Genomic DNA, 19,407 nt, shown 5'->3' on the forward strand with positions numbered 1-19,407 from the left:
GAATAGATATGGAGACTGGTGATGTTTTCTCAGAATATACTAGCACACAATTACTTAAAAAATAAGCAAATATTTAGACCTTTGGTATTAAGCTATTATCATCGTTGCGTAAAAACGGAGCTATTTCACAAGCAGATAAGACTGCTTACAAAATAGCTCCGTTGATGATGCATTGTTGTTAGCGTATCCGTTATTAGAAACGGTATAGTATCTTCCAGTTACTCACCCATCATTTGAACGTATACTTTACGAGTCTGCGGACCGTCACACTCCACAAGATAGATATGTTGAGCAGAACCACACACAATTCTAGATCCCTGAATTGGAAACATACAGCTATTTCCCAGCAGCATCGATTTCAAATGACCTGGCGAGTTATTGCTTGTGGCTCCATAGGTTGGAAGAAAATGAGCGTGAATATATTTATCGTCATCAGGAACGAGCTTCTCCAGCCGTTGTAATATATCTGTTTCTACACACTCCAGCGGTTCATTGATTGTAATTCCTGTGGTAGTATGAGCCGTAATTACTGCGACCAGGCCATTCGTAATTCCTGATTCCGCAACGATTTTGTGTACTTCTTCCGTAATATTTATCATTTGAACCGCTTGCTTCGACATACATGAGATTGAAACTAATTTGTTCATAAGCTTATTTCTCCTCCCCTAGAAATGCAAGTGCATTTCCCCCAAAAATGTTCGTCTTTACCTGTTCACTAAACGGTAGATTTTCTATAGCTTTTTTTAATTTAAACGCACGAAACCTCGGGGTATTTGAACCAAACATCACTTGCTTGGCAAAATTGCGTTCAAGGGTCTGCGGTTCCATTTCCTTCATAAAAATACGCTCCATAAAATCATTAAAGGAATCCATATACAGCATTGAGGTATCTGTGTAGACATTAGGATATTTTATCAACAGCATCATCATTTCTCTAACCCATGGCCATGCAAAATGTGCGAGGCACATTCTCAGCTCCGGGAATTCCACTGCTACCTGCTCATAATGAATCGGGTTAGCATACTTGGCTAGCGCATTAGGCTCCCAACTCAAGCCGGCATGAAACATGATCGGTTTATCGTATTCTCTACATTTCTCATAGATCGGCCACAATAGCTTATCATCAGGATAAAACCGCTGCTTGGAAGGATTCAGCTTTAGCCCGCTTAGCTTCAGATTGGCAAAGGCATTGTCCAAAACCTCCACCGCATCCTTCCGATACGGATCTACACTGGCAAATCCAATAAATGAATCGGGATGAAGATCTGTGATCTTCTTGATCTCCTCATTACTTACAATACAGCCGCCACTTTGTGTTGTTAAATCAAGTGGAAGCAGAATGGAACGGTCGATCTTACCATAAATCATTTCAGCTATAATTTCCTCATAACTGTAAGGTGACTGCTTATAGGTACCAAACTGCTCAGAACGGAATTTCAGGGCGGAATCATCCCCGCAAATCGTATCAAAATAAATCGGATGTACATGTGCATCAATAATCATTTTTTCTCCTCCTCCAATATCCTCAGCTTTGTAAATTAATAGGGTTCGAATTTTTGAATAATCTCAGCGGACAGCTTTGCACCCTCTTGCAAGCAGCTTTTTATCGGAAAACCCTTGATCACCCCAGCCATAAATCCGGCAAAAAAGGAATCCCCGGCTCCCACTGTATTTACAATATTTTCTACTTTTATAATACTTCCCGAATAGAACTGTTTACCATCGTACGCCAAGCTTCCAAACTCTCCAAAAGTAGCTACTACGATTTGTACTCCTTGATCACAGGCCCACTTCATTTTGTCTTCAATCCACGAATCTCGCTGCGGGTATGAGAATAAAGCATAATCCACATTTGGGATAATCAATTCAAAATCCTTATCCTCCAAAAATGTAGAGAAATCAAAAGCGATCTTACAGCCTGCTTGTCTGAATTGTGCCAGTAAGCCATAAATACGTCCGAAGTAATCTGTATGAATGTAATCATGCTGCTTAATAAAGTCAAAATCGTCATCTGTCAAATAATAATTGGCCATAACTCCATCAATAGAATTACCGTGGACTCTGTCGTTATCAATCAACTGCATATGAATTTGTGCCGTTGAGCCCTTATCCACCCGGAGGTGAGTAGTATCAATTCCGCTTATCTGCAGCCTCTCCGCCATCTGTACCCCATAAGAATCATTTCCCACAGCGCTCACAACAGCGGCGGGGATTCCATGTTTTTTAATATTGATAGCAAAATCAACACCATTGCCTGTAGGGTAGCTCTTATCCAGATTGTCATAAACATCCATACAGCTATATCCAACTGCAACAACTTTCATAAAGATCAACCTTTCTACACAGATATCTAATAAACAATATGCATAACGTTATATAACGTATTGATAATATGTCCAATATAAGCGTTTTCATATAGAGTGTCAAGAGAGAACATTATTACACACATCGTGGTTTCGGGATGTGTTTTTTGCTGTTATGTCGTAAACTATATATACGTAATTTTCCCCAATACATATAATACAACCGGGAGATCTATAATTTCGTGACAGGAAGGACTTTTAATTTCACAATGAATACGAAGCCGCTAACAAAAAATGTAACATTCATTGAAGCTCTGGCCATTGTGGTGGGGATGATCATCGGATCGGGGATTTTTCTGAAGCCGGGTATTGTGCTGAATCATGCCGGTACGCCATGGATGAGTATTTTGGCCTGGGGGATTGGAGGAATCATTACGCTGGCTTCGGCGCTGAGCGTGGCGGAAATCGCAGCCGCCATTCCTAAGTCAGGAGGACTCTATACTTATCTAGGTGAATTGTACGGCGGGGTATTCGGCTATTTGCTGGGTTGGGTGCAGGCTGTAATCTCCTATCCGGCCTCCGTTGCGGCGCTGGCGATAGCGTTTGCCACATACTCCGGCTACTTTTTGCCGCTCAATCAATGGCAGCAGAAGCTGCTGGCGGTGTCCATTCTGGCATTCATTCTCCTCATGAACGTCATTGCGACCAAATTCGGCGGTATTATTCAGACGGTTGCGACTGTTGGGAAGCTGATTCCGGTTGCAGGTATCGTAGGAGTAGGTTTATTCTCGGATTTGGCTCCCGGCTTTGGAGGGATTGGAGTTACTGCGACTGGTGCAGGCTTTGGGGCGGCGGTTCTGGGCACATTATGGGCCTATGACGGTTGGATCAGCGTGACCAATATGGCAGGAGAAATCAAAGATCCGGCCAAGACCCTGCCGAAGGTCATCTCCATTGGTGTGATGTTCGTGATCGCCGTTTATGTGTTGTTCAATATTGCAATTTTCAAGGCGCTGCCTTACGACCAGATCATTTCTTCCCAGACTCCTGGGGCTGATGCAGCAGAGGCTTTGTTTGGCAGCGGCGGCGGGGCTTTCATTACCGCGGGGATTATCGTGTCTGTACTTGGTGCGCTGAATGGGTATTTAATGACCGCGGCGCGGGTACCTCAGGCAATGGGGGAGAAGAATCAGATTCCTTTTTCCCGGGTACTCCGAAGCATCCATCCCAAGTTCCAGACTCCAGCCAATGCGCTCATTTTTCAAAGTGTGCTGGCGGTCATCTATATTTTCTCGGGAACCTTTAATACGCTGACGGATTTACTGGTGTTCGTGTTGTGGATTTTCTTTACAATGGGTGTGTTTGGTGTGTTCATCTTGCGTAAAAAACTGCCGCCGGAGAAAGGACGCTACCGTGTGCCACTCTACCCGGTTACCCCTATTCTAGGGGTGGCAGGCGGGATCTATATTCTGGCCAGCACAATTGTCAGTGATCCGCTGCGTTCTCTTGTGGGTATCGGCATTACGCTGGCCGGACTGCCGGTCTACTATGTGTTGTCCCGCAAAAACAGGTAGTTCTAAAATAATGAAAGAACTCGAGTAATGATTTTCTTGACATAAGCAATATAAAGTTATATGATATTAAAGCGTCTTTTGAAGATGATTTTTTTTTTGAAAGATACCAGTCTAGTGGAATTCGAATAATTAGACATCTATTTGGACTCTTAGCTCAGTTGGTAGAGCAGTTGACTCTTAATCAATTGGTCCAGGGTTCGAGTCCCTGAGAGTCCATCACAGAAAAAACGGCAGAGATGCCGTTTTTTCTGCTGTTTGGATAGAAAAGACGTACAATGCAAAGAGAGCCGTGCGTCAACACGACTCTCTAGGCAATAGCCGCTTTTAAGGGCGGCGGCTTTAAGGTATTACAGGCAGAGATAGACCGCATCCTTTGGACCAGGGAATACAAAGCGCTCCAAAGCACTTGCTCTAATCGGACAAGCAAACCAAACACGCCAAATACGGCGTGTTTTTTTGCGTTTAATTTCGGCGTCGATCAAGCTCCAGCTCTTCTTTTATATATTGCATCAAAAGTTTCTTGGAAGAGGATATATATTCATCATTGCGTGCTTGCAGCAGGCCGACCAGAATGGCGGAATCCTTCAGTTCAACTTGGATTCTCACAACATTTGGCGGTAATGGCGTAGAATCGAGAACGGCTCCTATGGAGGAAGGGATTTGCTGGACGAACCCCGCAATGGCTGAGATTTGACTTACTGTATACAGAAAAGGAGTTTCAGTGTAACGGGAAAATTGCTTCGATAACCGCGAATAATATAAACAGGTAGTTCCCCCGGATATGATTGGATAACCCAGTAATTCTTCAAAAGGGATTTCGTCTCTCCCGGCCAAAGGGTGGTTGTGCACTGCGATGAAAGAGATATGCTCGTTGTACAGTGGCTCAAAGTGAAACGAAGCCGCCTCGGCAGGCTCTCCGCATAGGGCAAAGTCCAATACATTCTGAAGCAGTGAACGGGACAGGGAGGTTGTGTTCCCGATTACGAAGTGGCAGGATACATTGGGCTTATAGTCGCGGAACCGCTTCAGCGAGTTTGGCAGTACTTGCTCTGTTAACGATTCCAGCCCTCCGATACTGAGAGTGCCGATCTCCTCTTTTTGCAAAGCTTTGGCCTGTTCTGCTACATAGTTCCAATGTTGAATCAGCTTGTCGATCTCTGTTGCAAATATTTGCCCGGCAGCGGTAAGCTCTGAATCCCAGCCTCGTTTGAAAAGCTTGATACCCAGTTCCTTCTCCAGCCGCTGAACCTGGTTCGTAATCGTAGATTGTGCGTAGTTCAGTTTTGCGGCGGCTTTGGAGAAGTTTCCTTCTTGAAGGATAGTCTGAAATGTAGTGAGTTCCTTTAAGTCCATAGTCTATATCTCCATCGGAAAAATTGAATTTATGTATCATTTAATTCAATTATACAGAATAAGTGATGGGGAGTACAATAAGGATAAATCGCTAAAGGAGTGAAGGAACATGCCATTCGTCAGGGTAAGTTACTTGGAAAATAAATACGATGTAGAGCAATTACCCAATATTAGCCGTGATATCATGAGTGCTCTAGTTGAGCATTTTAACGTACCGGAAGATGATTTTTTTCAAGTATTCCATGCACACAAAGCAAGTGAGTTTTACTATAGTCCAAATTACTTGAATATAGAGCGAACGGATGGACTGCTTTTTATTCAAATCACGCTCAAATCCGGAAGAAGCACAGAGCAAAAAAAGAGTTTTTACAGCAAGTTGGCTCAACTTTTGTCGAACACCCTCCACATCAGGAAAGAAGACGTCTTCGTCGTGCTGGTCGATACGGAATTTGAGGACTGGACGTTTGGCAATGGCATCGCACAAATGATTGAACATCCATAGAAGGAAAGGAGGGGATTGGAATGAAGCATCGTAAAATTGCATCGAAAGCCCTTGAAACCTTTGGGGAGATTGCCCCAGCGTTTGCCCGCTATTCAGAAGAAGTGCTCTTCGAGGAGGTATGGCGGAGAGAGCAATTATCGCTTCGGGAACGCAGTCTCCTAACGGTATCGGCGCTAGTCGCTGGTGGACTTACCGAGCAGTTGCCCTTTCATATCCGTCTGGCCCGGGAGAATGGTCTATCCGAGGAAGAATTGATCGAAGCGATAACACATCTCGCTTTTTACGCGGGGTGGCCGCGTGCCGCATCTGCAATACAGGTGGCCAAGGATATGTTCCAAGAAAACTAGAAAGTGATTCCCAAAGTGACAACAATGTAACAAACCCCCTCCTGCTTATCACCTGGATCGAACGACAGGGTTTGCGCTTAACCATACAATAAATGTGTTGGTTGAAACTGCCTGTTCGATCTGACTTGGGTTAAGCCCAAATTTAAGGAAAGCAAGGAGAGGATTTTCGTTGAGTAAGAATAAGAATAAGAATAACAAAACCCGCCGCAAGTCCGGCATGCTGGCCGCTCTGCTGATGCTGACTCTTGCCGTTGAAGCAAGCGCGTATGCTCAGCCGTCTGAGCCATCAGATCATTTAGCCTTGGTCCAACAAGTTGCCGCACTCAGCAGCGCTGCCCCGGGAGATTTAAAGAACGGGCCCCGTGATGCGAAGGAGGTTGAGGCGTTTCTTGACGCATTTTTTGCCCAGGATGCCATCAAGCAAAAAGCCGGATCGGCTGCGGTCTCTGTCGTTCAAGACGGGAAAGTGCTTGTCTCCAAAGGTTATGGCGTAGCTGATAAAACGTCGAAGGCACGGGTTGATGCCAGCCTGGGTACCTTCCGGATAGGCTCCGTTTCTAAAGTATTTACAGCCGCAGCCATTATGCAACTTGTCGATCAAGGGAAAATTTCGCTTCAGGACAACATTGAAAAGTACCTGGATGGTTATAAAGTAACAAATCCCTTCGATACACCGGTAACGATAGAGCATCTGTTGACGCATACGACCGGTTTTGAAGTTCGCGAACCTACGGATGCCAGCTATTTATTTGACCCTTCCCAGAAACCTATTTCATTAAAAGAAAGCATCTACGATGTGTTCCCACCTGTTGTTCGCAAGCCGGGAACGTCCTATATGTACGATAATTTTGCTTCCAGGCTGCAGGGATACATTGTGCAGAAGGTAAGTGGAGAATCCTTCGGGAGTTATGTGCAAAAACATCTGTTTAAGCCGCTCGGTATGACTTCAAGCAGCTTTAGCATGACCAAAGATTTGACCCGCCGGCTCGTCACTTCTTATGATGCGGAGGGCAATGCTATTCCGGTGTATGGGTTTTCGCCGGGTGAATGGCCGGAGGGCAGCATGTTATCGACCGCCTCCGATATGGCATTGTTTATGAAAGCTTTTCTGAATGATGGCCGTGCGTCGGACGGCACGGTTATCCTGTCACCTGAATCGGTGAAGGCGATGTCAGCTTACCAGATGGCCATCCATCCGGATTTGCCGGATATGACATATGGCTTTGAATCGCCTGTTCTTCCGGCCAAAACGAAGGGTGAAGCTGTGATCTCCAAAGGTGGCGATATTCTGGGCTATAGTTCGCTGCTGTGGATTCTGCCTGACCGTAAAACGGGTGTTTTCGTTTCTTACAATACGAATCAAGATTTGCGTAATGATCTGTTTACCGCTTTTATGAATCATTATTATGCGAGTGGCAAATCGCCGTATGAAGCGAAGGGATTCAAGGTACAGTCGGCGGAAGACCTTTCCAAGTTTGAAGGCCTGTACTCCGATTTGCGGATTAAACTACTGACCAAAGTCGAAGTGGCAGGAGATGGCACCCTAAGGGTGAGCGATATGCTTAGCCATCACCAGTTGAAGCAGACCGGTGAGCTGCTGTTCGTTGATGAGGAGGGGAATCCTCTAGCCTTCAAGGCGGATGCCGAGGGCCGTATCCTCTATATGAAATACTCTAATTTATTCAGCTATGCAGCCAAAATACCGGAGGATCCAGCCGAATTCCCGGATGTAGCGGCCGATCATCCGTATGCCAGCTACATTCTTAGCTTAAAGTCACTGGGGTTCTTAACGGATGATTTGTCACAGCCATTTGAGCCTACGCAAACGGTCACCCGTGGAGCGTTCATCCATATTTTTAACGCGATATGGAGCATCCCTGAATCATCAAATCCGTCTGTATTCAAGGATACTGAAAATTCTCCCTACCGAAAGGCTATTCAAGCCGCTGTCGAGGCCGGTATGCTGAATGGAACAGGGAGCGGATTGTTCGAACCGGACCGTCCGATTCTTCGCGAAGAAGCTGCGGCTATCGTCTACCGCTTACTTACTGTAACGGGAATTAGGATGCCGGATTCCACGGCTGTCCTTGCCCCAGGCACGTCGAAATGGGCTGCCGATGCTGTCAGCTCTGCGGTCATCTGGAAGCTGCATGGACCGGAGGTGACCGAATCGAACGGCATGTTCGATTACGGCTCTCAGCGGGCGTTGAACAAGCAGGAACTGGCGGCTCTGCTGTTCACGATGCTGCTTCCGCAATAAGTTCATTACAGTGGGGGGCGATTCATTTGCCTCCCCTTTTTGTATGGAAGCGCGGAATGGTATGATGAAGGAGCAACAGCCGGAAGGGAGCTCGCCGATATGGATTTTAATATATTTATTATCGAAGATGATGAGGCCATTTTTTCTTCCTTAAAGGAACGATTGGAGCAGTGGTCGTTTCATGTCACGGGACCGGAGCGGTTTGATGATGTGATGAGCACCTACATTAAAGTGCAGCCCCAGCTGGTCATCATAGATATACAACTTCCAATGTATGATGGTTTTCACTGGTGCCGGGAGATTCGGGCAGTGTCAAAAGTGCCGATTCTCTTTCTATCTTCGCGCGATCATCCGCTGGATATGGTGATGGCGATGAATATGGGGGCGGACGATTATATTCAAAAGCCGTTTCATATAGACGTGCTGCTCGCGCAAATACAAGCGGTTCTCCGCCGGACCTATGCTTACAGAGAGGAAGCTGATGACCTTATCGAATGGAACGGCACCATTATTGATATGAAGCGTGGATTGATCCGTAAGGATGGGCAGGATGTGCTATTGACCAAGAACGAATTTTTTATTCTGGTGGTGCTCGTCAAGGAGAAGGATAAAGTGATCTTACGCCAGGATCTGATCCGCAAGCTGTGGGATGATGAGACCTTCGTCAACGACAATACGCTGACAGCGAACATAACGCGGCTGCGTCAGAAGCTGGCGTTTTTTCAACTTGAAGAAGCGATAGTAACAAAAAAAGGACTTGGATATATGGCGTGTACGTTATGAGCGGGAAACGTTTATTCCTCCGCTATCTGTATGACAGGAAAAGCTGGATTGTGTTCTTCCTGTTCTCATTGTTGTTTGTAGATTTGCTGATCTGGATCGACAATGGCATTTCCATCCGTGGCAATTCGATGCTCTATTTAAACCTGCTGCTAATTCTGGCGATGATCGTTTTCCTTGGGTGGCGTTTTCGTAAAGAAACGAGGTATTCGCGAGCACTGGCAGAACTGGCTGAAGGAATCCATGAAGATTGGGTTGAAACCTTGCCTTCAACTTATTTGTATCAGGAGGAAGCGACGAACCAGCTCTTACGGGCAGTGGACCACTGGTACTGGCATAAAATATCGAAGAGCTATTCTGCCCGATCTATGGAACAGGATTATATCGCTGCCTGGGTGCATGAGGTAAAGACGCCGCTGACTGCAGTGAAATTAACCATCGATGCCAACAGAGACCATCCGGCGATGCGTAAAATCGAATCGGAATGGCTGCGGATTCATTTACTTATCGACCAGCAATTATACATTTCGCGTTTGCCGACACTTGAGGCTGATTATGTGTTGGAACAGACGGGAATTCAGCGGCTTGCTGCACTGGAAGTACGTGAGCTTAGCTCCTGGTGTATGGAGAAAAATATAGCTGTTGAGTTTGAAGGCGAAGAGAACCTAGTTAGAACGGACCGCAAATGGTGCCGTTTTATTATCAGGCAAATATTGACGAATGCGGTTAAATATAGCCCGGAGGGCGGAATGATTGTACTGTCAACTACAGCCATAGAGGATGGGCCTGTCAGATTGACGATTAGAGATGAAGGACCGGGTATCACCGCACAGGACTTGCCGCGTATTTTCGACAAAGGCTTTACCGGAGAGAACGGCAGACTGCAAAATGCGGCAACTGGACTGGGGCTCTATTTAGCTCAAACTGTTGCGGACAAAATCGGGATTAGGTTAACGGTAGAGTCTGAGTCCCAGTCAGGAACGGCTATTCAGATGACCTTCACCGCGATCAATGCGTTCGAATCTGTCCGGACTTCAATATGATAATATTGTCACGTAGAACCTCCTGTTTGTCATCTGATACGGGCGACGGGCATGGCCTGTTTCTCTAAAATGAAGGTTATATCAGAGTGGAGGCTATGGAGATGAATCAAAACAATGGGCTGAGAACCGTACTGCATGCGCAGGAAGTCCGTAAATCATTTGGTGTCAGGGGAAATGTTCAGCAGGTGCTGAAGGGCATCAACCTGCGTGTAGTGGAAGGTGAGTTTGTCGGAATCATGGGGCCGTCCGGGTCGGGGAAGTCGACTTTGATCAAAGTGTTGGCGACCATTGATAAAGCGACGGAAGGGAAAATTCTCGTCGAAGATACGGATGTCTCAATTATGAAAAATAGCGAATTGTCTGCTTTTCGGCGCAGGAAGCTGGGCTTCATCTTTCAGGATTACAACTTACTTGATACGTTGACGGTAAAAGAGAATATCCTGCTGCCCCTTTCCCTCGATAAGATGAAGAAAGCAGCGGTGGAGGCTGATTTTCAGGCCATGGCTGCAGATCTTGGCATCGGGGAGATTGCCCATAAATATCCGAATGAAATTTCCGGGGGGCAGCGGCAACGGACGTCTGCTGCACGCGCATTAATCCACCGGCCCTCCATCGTATTTGCGGATGAGCCGACAGGTGCTTTGGATTCGAAGGCGGCCTCCTCTCTATTGGGAATGCTGGAGGAGCTTAACGGGCAGCACAATATTACCATTATGATGGTGACTCATGATCCTGTGGCCTCGAGCTATTGCAGCCGAGTTGTGTTTTTGAAGGACGGAGTGCTGTATTCCGAATTGTACCGTGGCAGCAAGACACGGCAAGCTTTCTTCAAAGATATATTGAATGTGCAGGCCGTGCTCGGGGGTGATCATATTGACACTGTTTGAGTTGATTATCCGTGGTGTACGGAAAAATATTAAAAATTACTACTTATATTATTTTGCACTAATTTTCAGTACAGCCCTTTATTTCGTGTTTGCCACATTGCAGAATGACTCATCGGTAATGGCAGCATCATTCGGCGATATTCCATTTACTTTGGTGTTTGATGTGGCCGGAATTTTGGTGCTCACGATTGTAGTTGTATTCATGATCTACGCGAACAGCATTTTTCTGAAACGCCGCAGCAAGGAAATCGGGCTGTATCAGCTGGTGGGCCTGACGCACAGCGCGGTAGCAAGGTTGCTCATCACGGAGAGTGCACTGCTGGGGATGGGGGCGCTCCTGACCGGAATAGTTGGGGGAGCGCTTGTGGCGCGGATTTTTATGCTTATTCTGATGAAACTGATCGGTATAGAAAGCGTTGTAACCCTCTCTTTCTCGAGTGGAGCCGCCTTGCAGACCGTCATCGTATTTACTGTGCTTATCGGCCTTACCATGGTACAAATGCTGTTCAAGGTTTACCGCTCAACGCTACTCGATCTATTCAAGGCGGACAAGCAGGGCGATTATCCGCGAGAGCCGAAGACTGTTCTGTCCGCTTTGATGGGGTTGCTTGGGATTGGACTGATCGTTACAGGCTATCTGCTCTCCAGCCAAACCCTCGGCCAGAATCTGTTCCAGCAGGTGCTTGTGATTCTCGCCTCGACCATACTTGGGACCTATTTGCTGTTTCGTGTGACGATAGGCTGGCTGTTCTTCCGGATACGAAAGGGGAAGGATGGACAGCTCGGGCTAAAAAACAGTTTGTCGCTAGCCCCGATCATGCATCGCATGAAGGGGAATGCGAACTCGCTCACCCTGATTACCATTCTATCTGCGATGACGCTGACGATGGTAGCCATCTCTTATTCGCTGTACTATTCGGCGGAGAGTGAGTCTAGAGCAATGCTGCCTTACGACTTTATCTTTGCCAATAATGAGCGGGATGCGAAATCATTTCGTGTTGAGCTGGAGAAGGAAGGAATTGCGTTTGCTTATCAACCGGTTGAGGCAGTCCGGCTGTCTGGCACGATCGGTAAAGGGCAAGGGGACGGACGCAGCCTGTTGTTGCTCGCGGCAGAACAATTGCAGGCAAGCGGTGTAGACATTATTGTCCCAGGACAGGGTGAGGCCGTCTGGTACACCGGCCTCAAGAAGGCGCTAAGCAAGCAGCCGTTTCCGGTTACTTTTCCACAAGCTGTTGATTTCGGGGCAAGTGGGGTTCACACCAACATACAATTAACACGGGGAAATGATCGCTATGCCATGAATTTCAGCTTACACGGCCATCAGCTGGTGATGCCGCTGGCCTCGATAAAGGCTATTCGTGAGCAATTACCAACTTCCCCTGTATATGAAGCCATTATTATCGACACCTACCAAATTGCGGATAAGAATGAGCGTGCAGCCGCAGCTGGCATCTATGCGAAATATGTCAAGGAAGAGGGAGGCAATCCCGATTTCGATAGCTTTTATAAAGGGGCGCTCCGAAAATTCGGGCTGATCATTTTTATAGCAGGTTTTCTCGGCCTGATCTTCCTGATTTCCACGGGCAGTATTCTGTATTTCAAGCAAATGACAGAGGCAGAACAGGAGAGGGATAGCTATACGATTCTGTGGCAGCTCGGATTCGGGGAGCGTGAGATCATGGGCGGCATTGTCCGCAAGCAGATGTTTGTATTCGCGATTCCGCTTGTGATCGGGCTTTTGCATTCCATCTTTGCCGTAAAAGCGGCTTCTGCGCTGTCCTTATCCAACCTCACCTTCCCGGCAGCTATTGCCATGTCTGTATATACGCTCATCTATTTTCTGTTCGCTGTGCTCACTGTTGTTTATTATCGCCGGGTTGTGAAGATGTCTCAGCATCAAGACTGCTAAGCTGTGCGAGCACCTACATCACATCCACTAATTTTTTGAAAATTGGACAAAATATAGGTGGATTCATGAACCGAAACCGGTTTATAATGGGTTTATACAAAATGTTTGCGCTTACATAATTTCCTGTGAAACTACCACTGTAATGAAGACATCAGGTGTTTATATACGAAACAGGTTGAATAACAATAAAGTGAACAGATTAGACGGCCCCCTTCAAAGGCGTCGGTACCTATACAGTGTGGAGAACGCTTATTATGCTCTGGTTAATTCAGGTTTCAAATGTGCGGAGCGCGCGCCGTGCATTGAAATAAAAGAAAATAAATGAGGTGATTTTACTGGACTGATCATGGTTAGACTGTTATCGTCTGTTTTCCTGCGTCCTATTAAAACTTTCATTTTAAGAGGAGGGAAAGATGATGTTGAGAAGGGGAAAAGTTCTGGTTCTATTACTTCTGTTCACACTCTTGATTTCTTTAGTACCCGCTGGGCATTCAAATGCAGCTTCTAACTGGAATCAGGTATGGAGCGACGAATTCGACGGGAATTCTCTGAATACTGGCAATTGGTCTGCCGAAGTTAACGGCGATGGCGGGGGAAACAATGAACTGCAGTACTACACCAACCGTGCGCAGAACTTGAACGTTACCGGGGGGAATCTCGTCATTACTGCACTCAAAGAATCCTATGGCGGAAAGAATTACACCTCTGCAAGGATAAAGACACAAGGATTAAAAAGTTTTACCTATGGAAAAATCGAAGCGAGAATCAAATTGCCCTCTGGGCAGGGAATATGGCCGGCATTTTGGATGCTTGGAACGAACATCGATTCGGCGCATTGGCCTCAGTGCGGGGAAATCGACATTATGGAACGTGTAAACAATAATGCCTTTGTTAATGGAACAGTGCATTGGGATGCCAATGGACATGCTGAGTATGGACAGGTATCCGGCAATCTGGATTTTTCCCAGTACCATGTCTACAGCATTGAGTGGGATGCAAATTATATTAAGTGGTTTGTAGACGGCAACCAATATAATGCCTTCTATATTGAGAACGGAACTGGAAATACGGAAGAATACCAGAAGCCATTCTTTATACTGCTCAATCTTGCCGTGGGCGGAAATTGGCCGGGCAGTCCCAACAATTCAACTCCATTCCCGGCACAAATGCTGGTTGATTATGTACGCGTGTATCAGGCATCCACTTCGCCAAATATCGAAAGCGGCAGTATTTATACCTTAACAAACAAGGCGAGCGGCAAGGCGCTGGATGTAGTGGACGTTTCCACAGCCAGTGGAGCGAAAATGCAGCAATGGACCAATTACACTGCCAATAACCAGAAATTCAAGGTAGAAAGTACAGGTGATGGATACTACAAGCTTACTGCAATGCATAGCGGAAAAGTATTGGATGTCCCAAGCTCAAGTACTTCCACCGGTGTACAGCTTCAGCAATGGGACGATAATGGTTCCAATGCCCAGCAGTGGAGAATCGTGGATGCGGGAGGCGGGTACTTCAAACTTGTTTCCAAAGGGAGTGGGTTGGTCATGGACGTATCCGGATCTTCTACGGCAGATGGGGCACTGGTCCAGCAATGGACCGACAATGGAAGTGATGCTCAGAAGTGGTTGTTTACCAAAGTTAACTAACACCCTAGCAGGACACTGAAACAAATTTGTCTGAATGCCGTGCCCCGTTTCGGGTAATTTATGAATCTTGTGACGGGGTGCAGCTTTATTGCTTCTGCTCCATAGTGAAAAGACGAAAACACTGGCTTAGCTGTGCGCTGCAATCTGTACCTCGAAACCGTCCGGATCCAGTACATAAAAGAATGATATGCGTGGATTCGGCGTGATCGGACCACGCGCTACCGGGATACCCTGGCTTTTGAAACTCTCTATCGCCTCATCCAGTGACGCCACCTCGAACCCAATGGACACACCGCATTCCGGCTTCAGAGCCGGGTCGCTTCCCTGAATAAGCTCGATCTTGGGCTGCCCCTCCGTGCCTAACATTACAATCTGTCTTCCTCTGCTTTCGAATCTGCGGTCAATCGGAAGTCCCAGAATGCTGTGATAAAAATTAAGGGATGCCTCCAGATCTCGCACCCTGAGTGTAATCCAATTCATGCTCAATATCATGTATCCTACCCCCTTTCTGTGAATTTTCTATTTTGTTCATTATACGCTATTTTGGGGCAAGCATGTTTCCAACAATCCGCAGACTCTGCTTTCGGGTAACGAATCTGGACAACTGTGCTCCGAGGTAATTTTGCGAGCCTGGAACAGTGTATATCTTCTTTTTCGCGAGTGAGCGCAGCGCAGTCTCAACTACCTGCTGTGGAGTTGCTTTCTTCCCGACTGAAGCATCCTCCGTCCCCACGACGGTGAAGAAAGCTGTATCTGTAGAACCGGGGCAAAGTGCAAAGAACTGGACTCCACGGTCACGATTCTCCCACCATAATGCGTCTGTAAAGGACAAGACAAAAGCTTTGGTTGCCCCATACACAGCCATATAGGGGAGCGGCTGAAATCCTGCGGTGGACGATACATTGATCACAGTACCAGAGCTTCTGCGCAGCATATCCGGCAAGAATAAATGAGTCATATTTACGACGGCAGCAACATTCAACATAATCTCCTCATGCTGCCGCTGGCCTGAGATTTGCTCGAACCTCCCATGAGTGGCAAATCCGGCATTATTGACCAGCAGCTCAATCTCAAGTTTCAACAGCTGGCATTGCTGGAACAATTCGCTTGGTGCACTTGCTTCCGTAAGATCCATAGCTATGACTTTGACCTTGATGTTATAGCTTCTTTCGAGCTCCGCTGCCAAGTCATCGAGTTTGTTCTTAGATCTGGCTACGAGAACCAGATGACTTCCTTGTTTAGCCAGCTGTATTGCGAATTGTTCGCCAATACCGGAAGAGGCACCCGTGACTAGCGACCATTTTCCTTGAATATTCATAAAATTATTCCTCCTATTAAAACGATGTATTCGTTAGGAAACGTTGTTTCCTGTTGAAATCATAGTAACCCGCTGGCTGGAGAAAGTCAAACCTTCTTTTTTAAAAATTTGCAAGAAGATATGTGTATGTATGATTGACTTTGTGGAATCGACTGTATAGAATGCGTGGTATATGATTGGAAACTGCGTTTCCCGAGAATAACAACATAAATAAAGAAGGCGATTAAGTTGAATGAACCTAATAATTTTGCTGACGCAAGCAATAGAAAGCTGACAACCTACCAGGAAGCCCGCTTACAGAACACAGCTAGTCTTCGTCAACTCGTAGTTGATGCAGCAGCCTTTATTCTTCAGGAAGAAGGGCCGGAAGCTGTCACCGTGCGAAAAGTAGCTCAGAAGATGGGTTGCTCGACCAAGATCATCTATAGTCTGTTTGCTAATAAAGAAGGTTTAGCCCAGCAATTATATCTGGAGGGCTGCAAAATACTCTCGAGCGAATTTGAGAGTGCTTCACAGTCAGAGGATCTGCAGCAGTATTTAATTAATCTGGCAGAAGTGTATTGGGAATTTGGCCAGCGCTACACCAGCTACTATAAATTGATGTTTGGGGGAGCATTTGCCGATTTCAAACCGGATGAGCAGAGTATGAAAGGCACTGTTACTGCTATGCGGCGCTTGTTGTCCGTGATTGTCAGCGCTCAAGAGCAAGGCCTAATCGCCGGTGATTCAAATGCGGAATTTATTGTAGGTACGATTTGGTCCTCTCTTCACGGAGTGATTCACCTGCACATAGGAGGACATTTGGGAAGTGTCGCAGCGTCGCACGCAGTGTATAAAGGAACGGTAGCTCTGCTTGCAAACTCGCTGTTTGCACCTGCAGCCGCAGCCAAGCATTTAAAGCAGGAGTAATTAGTGAAATCCTTTATATAGGTCCTGGGTTCGAATCCTGAGAGTCTATAACACAATTAAACGGCAGAGATGCCGTTTTTTTGTTTCTATATTTGTTGTAAATCTTTACAAATGCCGAAGAACGAAGCCTATTTCCGAAAAAAGGAAAAGATATATAAGTAAGGGAGAACTAGGACTTATTAATTTTATAGGGATAAATTCCGATAAAGAAAGAGTCCTGTACATCTAAAGTCACACTTGTATACCCATAACGGGACAGAAAAACCGAGTTTGAAACAAAGGCAAATCCGTACGAAAGTCGGAGACGCAAAGCCACGGGTCTACTTCATCCAAAGGAGGATGTTAAGACAGCCGGGCCGCTCAAGGCACTTGGTTTTTTGGCGTGCCTACAAATAGCGCTAGGGGAGAGAAGTAAATGAGGTTTATTAGGAAAGGGAAGTTTTCGCGGATGGTTGTTTCCGCAGTGGCGGTGAGTTTGCTTGTGGGCCTGATTAGCGGCGGCCTTAGCATGAAGCAGGTTTTGGCTGCCGGGACCGATCCGGGTAGAACGGACTATAACGTATCCGGTAACCGGATCGTATGGCTGGAAGCAGGGGCCGATGGGGTGAAGCAGGTTCACGCGATGAATCAGGCCAGTGGTGCCAGCACTGTTCTTACATCGGGTTCATCCGCCAAGGATGCGCCTTATGTGAGCGGCAACGTTGCAGTGTGGGCCGACAAAGGAACAGAGCAGGAGTCTTCACTGAACTGGGATATTTACACTGCCGATCTTGAGACGGGTACCCGAAGAAAGCTTAACAAACAGTCTGGCACATATGGCAATCCGACTACGGATGGAGCCGGTGTAGTCTGGTACGAGCGCAAAAATTACGGCAGCATGATCTATCATGATCTGGCTACGGGTGTTGAAGCCGACCTTGGCGAAGGACGTTTCCCGGTGCTGGCCGGCGGCAATGTGGTGTATAAGAATGCCCGTGACGGGGGGCTCAGTCTGCTCCATTTGAAAAGCGGAGCTACGCGTGCACTTGTTAGTCTGGGCGGAGCAAGCTATGTGGACTGGTTTGTTTTTAACGGCAGCGATGTGCTGTTTAAGCAAAAAAATGGGTCTTCCGAGAGCAAATATGTGATTCTGAATATCAAGGATCTGACTGCTCTGCCTGTGGATCTCACCGAGATGAAGCCTGGAGGAACCCAGTATGCCTTCATGTCGATAGGTGAAGGGCAGGCAGTTTTTCAAGAGGAGAGGGACGGTGCTGCCACATTGCAGCAAGTGAACCTTTCTACATATGCAGTGAAATCACTGCCAGCAATAGAGCCCGGAACGAAGCTGATCGGCATTACCGGGGATAAGCTGCTTTACAGCAAGAAGGATGACTACATAGAGTCGATTGACCTGAAGGAAGGATCAACCCCTCCGAGTCCGGGAGCCACTCCAAGTCCAGCGGTAACCCCAACCCCAGGAACGACTCCAACTCCAGGGACAACCTCAAATCCAGGTGCAGTTCCAAATCCAGGCGCAGATCCGAACCCGGGTTCAACCCCGGAAGTGAAGACCCCTGTAGTAACCGGAGCCAAGGACAGTCAGGTTATCGGAAGTGCTGGAGGTACTTTGTCTGTACTGAATGGCTGGGCACGGCTGGAGATTTCAGCAGGAACCTTCCCTGACAATACCACTGTAAGCTTGGCCCAAGCTGAGCTGGAGAAAGAAGTACTGCTCGACGCAACCGGCAAAAAGCTGCTGAAGGCAGGTTCTGCGTGGCAGGTGCAAGCGAGTGCTCCGTTCCTGATGCCGGCCAAGCTGACGGTAAGGTACCCGAAGGAAGCGCCTTGGACGACAGGCCGTGAGAAGCTTGGAATCTATAGCAACGATCCGGCAAAAGGCATATGGAACTATATTGGCGGAGTGACTGCGGCGGAAGACGCCGTTGTTCAATCCAGAATTACAGCTTCTGGACTATATGCGGTAATGCTACGCGGAGCTGAATTCACAGATATGTCAGGCCACTGGGCGCAGCAAGCAGTAGAGGTGCTGGGGGCTAGGGGGATTGTAAACGGGATGAACGGAACGGCTTATGCGCCAAAAGGGATCCTGACCCGGGCTGAATTCACCAAGCTGCTGGCAGCAACTCTTGGATTGCAGCCGCAGCGGCCGGAGACGCCGGCTTTCCGTGATGTTTCAGCTGCGAACTGGTCCTACCCTTATGTGGAAGCAGCTGCAGCGGCAGGAATCGTAACGGGAGAAGGTGGACTTTTTCACGGTAATGATCCGCTGACCCGTGAACAGATGATGGTGATGCTGATGCGGGCAATAGACAGCACTATCGGCAGCCGGGCTTCTGCTGCAGAATCTGCCAAGCTTGCAGCTGAATTGGGCGGATATAAGGACAACGGCAGCGTTAGCAGTTGGGCAAGGGATTCCGTAGCTGCGGCGGTAGGCAAGAAGCTGGTGCAGGGTAACGGACAGCTTTTGAAGCCTAAAGATTCATCAACGAGAGCAGAAGCAGCGGTCGTGATGTACAAGCTGCTGGCTGAGCTGAAATTACTCTAACTTACAACGGATAGGAGATCAA

Annotated in this window: 17 protein-coding genes, 1 tRNA gene and 1 riboswitch; of the genes, 12 read left to right on the plus strand and 6 right to left on the minus strand. The window is 47.1% G+C overall.

Annotated elements, in window-relative coordinates:
* Window positions 1-218: 218 nt before the first annotated feature.
* The 3 genes from AC3WT9_RS29805 to frlD are packed head-to-tail and all read right to left on the minus strand — an operon-like array spanning window position 219 to window position 2,324.
* Complete coding sequence (locus AC3WT9_RS29805; RefSeq protein WP_341091580.1) at window positions 219-647, minus strand: secondary thiamine-phosphate synthase enzyme YjbQ; 429 nt, start codon at window positions 645-647, stop codon at window positions 219-221.
* 4 nt (window positions 648-651) lie between these two features.
* Window positions 652-1,503 (minus strand): amidohydrolase family protein, encoded by an 852-nt coding sequence (locus AC3WT9_RS29810; RefSeq protein ID WP_341091581.1) that lies wholly within the window; start codon window positions 1,501-1,503, stop codon window positions 652-654.
* A 35-nt stretch (window positions 1,504-1,538) separates the two neighbouring features.
* The gene (gene frlD / locus AC3WT9_RS29815; RefSeq protein ID WP_341378077.1) at window positions 1,539-2,324 is read right to left on the minus strand and encodes a fructoselysine 6-kinase; all 786 of its coding nucleotides are present in this window, start codon (window positions 2,322-2,324) and stop codon (window positions 1,539-1,541) included.
* A gap of 221 nt (window positions 2,325-2,545) precedes the next feature.
* Here frlD and AC3WT9_RS29820 point away from each other — a divergent pair, with 221 nt between their 5' ends.
* Complete coding sequence (locus tag AC3WT9_RS29820; protein WP_341378078.1) at window positions 2,546-3,877, plus strand: APC family permease; 1,332 nt, start codon at window positions 2,546-2,548, stop codon at window positions 3,875-3,877.
* A gap of 143 nt (window positions 3,878-4,020) precedes the next feature.
* A tRNA-Lys gene (locus AC3WT9_RS29825) sits at window positions 4,021-4,093 on the plus strand.
* Between the two features lie 246 nt (window positions 4,094-4,339).
* Here AC3WT9_RS29825 and AC3WT9_RS29830 read toward each other — a convergent pair.
* A complete protein-coding gene (locus AC3WT9_RS29830) occupies window positions 4,340-5,230 on the minus strand; it encodes a LysR family transcriptional regulator (RefSeq protein ID WP_341378079.1) in 891 nt (296 codons plus the stop codon).
* Window positions 5,231-5,339: 109 nt separating this feature from the next.
* On the opposite strand from AC3WT9_RS29830, the gene AC3WT9_RS29835 reads away from it, so the two are divergent.
* The 8 genes from AC3WT9_RS29835 to AC3WT9_RS29870 all read left to right on the plus strand — a co-directional run bounded on the left by AC3WT9_RS29835 (window position 5,340) and on the right by AC3WT9_RS29870 (window position 14,610).
* Complete coding sequence (locus tag AC3WT9_RS29835; RefSeq protein WP_341378080.1) at window positions 5,340-5,732, plus strand: tautomerase family protein; 393 nt, start codon at window positions 5,340-5,342, stop codon at window positions 5,730-5,732.
* Between the two features lie 20 nt (window positions 5,733-5,752).
* On the plus strand, window positions 5,753-6,079 hold the full coding sequence (locus AC3WT9_RS29840; protein WP_341091591.1) for a carboxymuconolactone decarboxylase family protein: 327 nt from the start codon (window positions 5,753-5,755) through the stop codon (window positions 6,077-6,079).
* A 169-nt stretch (window positions 6,080-6,248) separates the two neighbouring features.
* Complete coding sequence (locus AC3WT9_RS29845; protein WP_341378081.1) at window positions 6,249-8,339, plus strand: serine hydrolase domain-containing protein; 2,091 nt, start codon at window positions 6,249-6,251, stop codon at window positions 8,337-8,339.
* A 99-nt stretch (window positions 8,340-8,438) separates the two neighbouring features.
* Entirely contained in the window at window positions 8,439-9,122 is a 684-nt protein-coding gene (locus tag AC3WT9_RS29850; RefSeq protein ID WP_341378082.1) for a response regulator, read from the plus strand.
* Window positions 9,119-10,162, plus strand: a complete 1,044-nt coding sequence (locus AC3WT9_RS29855) for a sensor histidine kinase (protein WP_341378083.1) — start codon at window positions 9,119-9,121, stop codon at window positions 10,160-10,162. Before AC3WT9_RS29850 ends, AC3WT9_RS29855 begins: the two co-directional genes overlap by 4 nt.
* 101 nt (window positions 10,163-10,263) lie before the next feature.
* Window positions 10,264-11,049, plus strand: a complete 786-nt coding sequence (locus tag AC3WT9_RS29860; protein ID WP_341091600.1) for an ABC transporter ATP-binding protein — start codon at window positions 10,264-10,266, stop codon at window positions 11,047-11,049.
* Window positions 11,036-12,961, plus strand: coding sequence for an FtsX-like permease family protein (locus AC3WT9_RS29865; RefSeq protein WP_492408515.1), 1,926 nt, complete (start codon window positions 11,036-11,038; stop codon window positions 12,959-12,961). The genes AC3WT9_RS29860 and AC3WT9_RS29865 overlap by 14 nt, the downstream gene beginning before the upstream one ends.
* Before the next feature lie 416 nt (window positions 12,962-13,377).
* Complete coding sequence (locus AC3WT9_RS29870) at window positions 13,378-14,610, plus strand: RICIN domain-containing protein (protein WP_341380348.1); 1,233 nt, start codon at window positions 13,378-13,380, stop codon at window positions 14,608-14,610.
* 126 nt (window positions 14,611-14,736) lie between these two features.
* On the opposite strand, the gene AC3WT9_RS29875 is transcribed toward AC3WT9_RS29870, so the two are convergent.
* Window positions 14,737-15,102, minus strand: coding sequence for a VOC family protein (locus AC3WT9_RS29875; protein WP_083675605.1), 366 nt, complete (start codon window positions 15,100-15,102; stop codon window positions 14,737-14,739).
* Window positions 15,103-15,148: 46 nt separating this feature from the next.
* Window positions 15,149-15,928 (minus strand): SDR family NAD(P)-dependent oxidoreductase, encoded by a 780-nt coding sequence (locus AC3WT9_RS29880; RefSeq protein WP_038589173.1) that lies wholly within the window; start codon window positions 15,926-15,928, stop codon window positions 15,149-15,151.
* A 228-nt stretch (window positions 15,929-16,156) separates the two neighbouring features.
* Between AC3WT9_RS29880 and AC3WT9_RS29885 the strand changes: the two genes are divergently transcribed.
* Complete coding sequence (locus AC3WT9_RS29885; RefSeq protein ID WP_341091605.1) at window positions 16,157-16,837, plus strand: TetR/AcrR family transcriptional regulator; 681 nt, start codon at window positions 16,157-16,159, stop codon at window positions 16,835-16,837.
* 270 nt (window positions 16,838-17,107) lie between these two features.
* Window positions 17,108-17,201: riboswitch (cyclic di-GMP riboswitch) on the plus strand.
* Window positions 17,202-17,252: 51 nt separating this feature from the next.
* On the plus strand, window positions 17,253-19,385 hold the full coding sequence (locus AC3WT9_RS29890) for an S-layer homology domain-containing protein (RefSeq protein WP_341091606.1): 2,133 nt from the start codon (window positions 17,253-17,255) through the stop codon (window positions 19,383-19,385).
* The last annotated feature ends 22 nt before the right edge of the window (window positions 19,386-19,407 follow it).

The sequence above is a fragment of the Paenibacillus sp. EB106-06-01-XG199 genome, assembly GCF_058791575.1.